Genomic DNA, 4,457 nt, shown 5'->3' with positions numbered 1-4,457 from the left:
GGGACCGCCCGCACACGCGCCGCGCGCCGCCACCCGCACATGCCGCCGTCCGCCGCGCCGTCCGCCGTGCCGTCCGCGGGGCCGTCCGCGGGGCCGCCGAGCCGCTGGCGTGGTGGGCGGCGCTGACCGCCGTCTACCTGGGGCTGGCGTCCACGATCTCCGTCACCGAGATCACCGTCGGGGCGGCGGCCGCCGCGGCCTGCGCCGCCGCCGCGGTGGCCGGGCGCCGCGCCCTGCTCACCGACGAGCCCACCGGCGAGCCCACCGACAGGCCCACCGGCGAGCCCGCCGGCGGCGCCGCTCCCGGCCGGCGGCCCGTGCCGCTCGCCCGTCTCGCCGGCCCTCTCGCGCTGCTGCCCGTCCAGATCACCGCCGACATCGCCCGCATCACCGTGCGCGGAGCCGCCGGCGGGGACTGGACGCCCCTGGCCGTCGCGCCCGATCCCGCTCGCCGCGGCGCCGCCACCCTGCTGATGTCGGCGTCGCCCGGCACCTACGTCGGCGGTGTCGACCCCGGGCGGAACCTGGTGCGCGTGCACCGCCTCACCCCCCGCCCGTCCCCGTTCGAGCGGCGGCTGCGCGCCGCCGGGCTCATCGGCGGCCCTGTCCGGGACGCCGACGGGGAGGTGCCGTGACGACCGACGCGGTGAACACCGCGCTGCCCGCCCTGGCCGTCATGCTCGGCGGGCTGCTGCCCGCCCTGCTGGCCCAGCTGCGCGGCCGCCCCGCCGGGCGGCTCGCCGGGCTCATCGTCACCGGCCCGCTGGTCACCCTCGTGCTGGTGCTGCTGGCCGCAGCCTACGGGCGGCCCGCCTACCTGGACGTGGCGCTGGTGCTGGCGCTGCTGTCGTTCGCCGGGTCGCTGGTGTTCGCCCGGTTCCTGAGCCGGACCCTGTGAGACCGCCCGTGAAACCGCCCGTGAGACGCGCCGCGGAGGAGGACCCCCGATGAGCCTCGACCTGCTCGCCGACGTGCTGACCTGGGCGGGCGCCGCCGTCGCCGTCGCCGCAGCGCTGCGGCTGCCCTTCACCCGCGGCGCGGCCGCCCGCCTGCACACCGTCGCGCCCGTCACCGCCCTGGCCGCGCCGCTGCTGATCGCCGGGACGGCGCTGCGGCCCTGGTCGTCCTGGCACGACGTCGCCAAGCTCGCCGTCATCGCCGCGCTGCTCGCCGCGACCGGCCCGCCCGCGGTGCTCACCGCCGGGCAGGCCGTCGAACGCGCCGCCGGCAGATCGGAGTGAACCGCCGTGACCCCCGCCGTACCTCCCGCCGTGTCCTCCGCCGCGTCCTCCATCCCGTCCTCCATCCCGTCCTCCATCCCGTCCTCCATCCCGTCCTCCGTCGCGGGCCACGCCGCGCTGGACGCGCTGTCGGGGCCGCTCGCCGACGCGCTCATCGGCGCCGCGCTGGCCATGACCGCGCTCATGGCCACGGCGGTCGTGCTGACCCGCAGCACCGTCCGGCAGGCGATCGTGCTGTCGGGCTACGGGATGGTCCTGGGCCTGCTGTTCCTCATCCTGCAGGCGCCCGACGTCGCCATGTCCCAGATCGGGGTCGGCACCGTGCTGCTCCCGCTCATCGTCGTGCTCGCCCTGCACACCACCCGCCGCTACCGCGACACCGGCGGCGGCGAGAACGAGCGCGACCCCGGCCGCGGCACCGGAACCGGCAGCGGGGCGGGCACGGAGGCCGGCGGGGCGGGGCGCGGCCCCGGGGAGCGGGAGGCGCCGCGGTGAGGCCGCCCGCCCGCACCCTGCTGTTCGCCGCCGGAGCCGCCGGCACCGCCGCGCTGTTCACCGCCGGAACCCTCGGCCTGCCCCGCTTCGGGAGCGCCCTGCACCCCTACGCCGACCGCGCCGTCGGCCAGGCCGTCCGGCAGGGCACCCCCAACGCCGTCGCGTCGGTCACCTTCGACCAGCGCGCGTTCGACACCCTCGGCGAGGAGCTGATCCTGCTGTCGGCGGCGCTGGCCGCCGTCGTGCTGCTGCGCCCCGTGGGCCGCGAACGGGAGGAGGACGGCGGCTCCCACCGGCACGGACCGGCCGAGGTGCCGGACGCGCTGCGCATCGTCGGGTACCTGCTGCTGCCCCTCACCCTGCTGGTCGGGGTCTACCTGGTCGCACACGGCCACCAGTCCCCCGGCGGCGGGTTCCAGGGCGGCGTCGTCCTGGGCACCGCCGTCCACCTGCTCTACCTCGCCGGGGACTACCCCGCGCTGCAGCGGCTGCGTCCCGTCCCGCTGCTGGAGTCGGCCGAGGCGGTGGCCGCCGCGGCGTTCGTGCTGCTGGTCCTGGCCGCCGCCGGGCAGGCCGCCACCGGCCGCATCCCCGCGCTGAACACCGCCGTGGGCGCCGAGGTCGGCTGCGCCCTGGTCCTGCTCCTGGGCAAGTTCTTCGACCAGGCCCTCCTGGTCCACGACACCCGCCCCGGCGGTGGCGGGGGCGGTGGCGGCGGGCCGAAGGAGGCCGCGTGAGCCTGCTCCCCTACCTGACCGCCGGCTGGATCATGCTCGTCGGCATCTACGGGATCGTCACCAGCCGCGACCTCATCCACGCCGTGGTGTGCCTGTCGGTCACCCAGTCCGGCACCTACGTGCTGCTGCTGGCCATCGGCCACCGCTACGACGCCACCGCGCCGGTGTTCTCCGACCGGCCGCCGCCGCCCGCCGGGCGGCCCGTCACCGACCCCGTCGTGCAGGCCATGGCCCTCACCGACATCGTCGTCGGCGCCACCGTCACCGCGCTGCTGCTCGCCCTGGCCGTGCAGGTCGCCAGGCGGCGCGGCAGCCTGGACCCGGGCGCGCTGCGCTCCCTCGAATCGTGATCCTGCAGGCCACGGTGGCGCTGCCGGTCCTGGCCGCGGCGCTGCTGGCCGCCGCCGGGCGGTGGCTGCCGCGGCCGGCCGTGGACGCCGCCGCGCTGCTCACCGCCGCCGCCGTCACCGTCCTGACCGCGCTGACCCTGGCCCGCTCCGGCCGCGACCCGCAGGTCACCTCGCTCGGCGGATGGGGGCCGGGCACCGGCGTGGGCATCCCCCTGGTCGCCGACCCGCTCGCCGCCGGCCTGGCCTGCGCCACCGCCGCCCTCACCCTGGCGGCGCTGGTGTTCTCCTGGCGGTACTTCACCGAGATCCAGGCGATCTTCCACGCGCTGATCCTGCTGTTCCTGGCCTCGATGTGCGGGTTCGTGTACACCGGGGACCTGTTCGACGCGTTCGTGTTCTTCGAGCTGATGAGCGTCGTGGCGTTCGCGCTGACCGGGTACCGCTCCGAGGAGCCCGCCACCGTCCACGGCGCCCTGAACTTCGGGATCGTCCAGTCGATCGGCGCGTACCTGTCCCTGGCCGGCGTCGCGCTGGTGTACGGGCGCACCGGGCAGCTCGGCCTGGCCGCCGCCGGACGGCACCTCGGCGGCGGGGCCGGGCACGGCGGCGCCCTCGTCACCGCCGCGTTCGTGCTGATCTGCACCGGCTACCTGGTCAAGGCCGCCTCGGTCCCCTTCCACTTCTGGCTCGCCGACGCCCACGCCGTCGCCCCCACCCCGGTGTGCGCGCTGTTCTCCGGCGTGATGGTCGAGCTCGGCGTGTACGGGGTGGCGCGGACGTACTGGGCGATGTTCGCCGGGCTGGTCCCGCTGCGCGCCGTCGCCGTGCTCGGCGCCGCCGCCGCGCTGCTGGGCGCCGTGATGTGCCTGCTGCAGCACCACATCAAGCGGCTGCTGGCCTACTCCACCGTCAGCCATGTCGGGATCCTGCTGGTCGGCGTCGCAGCCGGCACCCCCGGCGCGCTGGGCGGCACGGCCTACTACCTGGCCGGGCACGCCGGGGTGAAGGGCGCGCTGTTCCTGGCGGCCGGGGTGCTGCTGAACCGGCACCAGACCGTCGACGCGCGCGAGCTGCGCGGCCGCGGCCGCGGCATGCCCGTCACCGGCCTGACGTTCCTGGTGGGGGCGCTGTGCCTGGCCGGGCTGCCGCCGTCGGGGCTGTTCGCCGGGCATTCGGTCACCGAGCACGCCGTCCTGGAGCTGGGCTGGTGGTGGTACGCGCCGCTGTCGGCCGCCGCGTCCGCGCTCACCGCCGGGGCCGTCCTGCGGGTGTGGCTCACCGTGTGGCGCGGCACCCCCACCGAGCAGGACGCCGGGACGGGCGGGCAGAGCGGGCACGAGGACCCCGAGACGCCCGGCGGGCTGGCGTCGGTGCCCTGGACGATGAGCCTGCCCGGGGCGGTGCTGCTGGCGGCCGGGCTGGCCGCGGGGCTGCTGCCGGGCGGCCCGGTCTCGGCCGCCGCGCACGTGTTCGCGAGCCGGGACGCCTATGCCGGGCTGGTCCTGGACGGGCACGCGGCGCACCCGCACGCGCCGCCCGCCGACCCGTGGACCGCGCCCGGCCTGGCCGGGGTCGCCGTCACGCTGCTGCTGGCCGCGGCGGTCGCCGCCGCCGCCGGCGTCCGCCGCCCCGCC

Annotated in this window: 7 protein-coding genes; all 7 read left to right on the top strand. The window is 77.6% G+C overall.

Features of this window, described 5'->3' with window-relative positions; all coding sequences use genetic code 11:
* A partial coding sequence (locus tag ACIWVC_RS22085) for a hypothetical protein (RefSeq protein WP_396454507.1) occupies window positions 1–635 on the top strand: 635 nt, incomplete at its 5' end.
* Window positions 632–898: a monovalent cation/H+ antiporter complex subunit F gene (locus tag ACIWVC_RS22080; protein ID WP_396454506.1), complete on the top strand. Its 267-nt coding sequence runs from the start codon at window positions 632–634 to the stop codon at window positions 896–898. The genes ACIWVC_RS22085 and ACIWVC_RS22080, both read left to right, overlap by 4 nt.
* A 49-nt stretch (window positions 899–947) precedes the next feature.
* A complete protein-coding gene (locus ACIWVC_RS22075) occupies window positions 948–1,241 on the top strand; it encodes a monovalent cation/H(+) antiporter subunit G (RefSeq protein ID WP_396454505.1) in 294 nt (97 codons plus the stop codon).
* A gap of 6 nt (window positions 1,242–1,247) precedes the next feature.
* Window positions 1,248–1,736: a Na(+)/H(+) antiporter subunit B gene (locus tag ACIWVC_RS22070; RefSeq protein ID WP_396454504.1), complete on the top strand. Its 489-nt coding sequence runs from the start codon at window positions 1,248–1,250 to the stop codon at window positions 1,734–1,736.
* Window positions 1,733–2,473, top strand: a complete 741-nt coding sequence (locus tag ACIWVC_RS22065) for a Na(+)/H(+) antiporter subunit B (protein WP_396454503.1) — start codon at window positions 1,733–1,735, stop codon at window positions 2,471–2,473. The genes ACIWVC_RS22070 and ACIWVC_RS22065 overlap by 4 nt, the downstream gene beginning before the upstream one ends.
* Window positions 2,470–2,823, top strand: a complete 354-nt coding sequence (locus tag ACIWVC_RS22060; RefSeq protein WP_396454502.1) for a sodium:proton antiporter — start codon at window positions 2,470–2,472, stop codon at window positions 2,821–2,823. Before ACIWVC_RS22065 ends, ACIWVC_RS22060 begins: the two co-directional genes overlap by 4 nt.
* Window positions 2,820–4,457, top strand: a 1,638-nt coding sequence (locus ACIWVC_RS22055) for a complex I subunit 5 family protein (protein ID WP_396454501.1), incomplete at its 3' end; no start/stop codon positions are given. The genes ACIWVC_RS22060 and ACIWVC_RS22055, both read left to right, overlap by 4 nt.

This window comes from Actinomadura sp. (genome assembly GCF_044508335.1).
GTDB lineage: Bacteria > Actinomycetota > Actinomycetes > Streptosporangiales > Streptosporangiaceae > Spirillospora.
Note: the sequence above shows the minus strand (reverse complement) of the source record. Positions and strands in the feature narration are given on the sequence as shown.

Bases quoted from the DNA above. Each gene is read 5' to 3' on its own strand.
- ACIWVC_RS22075 (WP_396454505.1), top strand. From the start codon at position 948: ATGAGCCTCGACCTGCTCGCCGACGTGCTGACCTGGGCGGGCGCCGCC.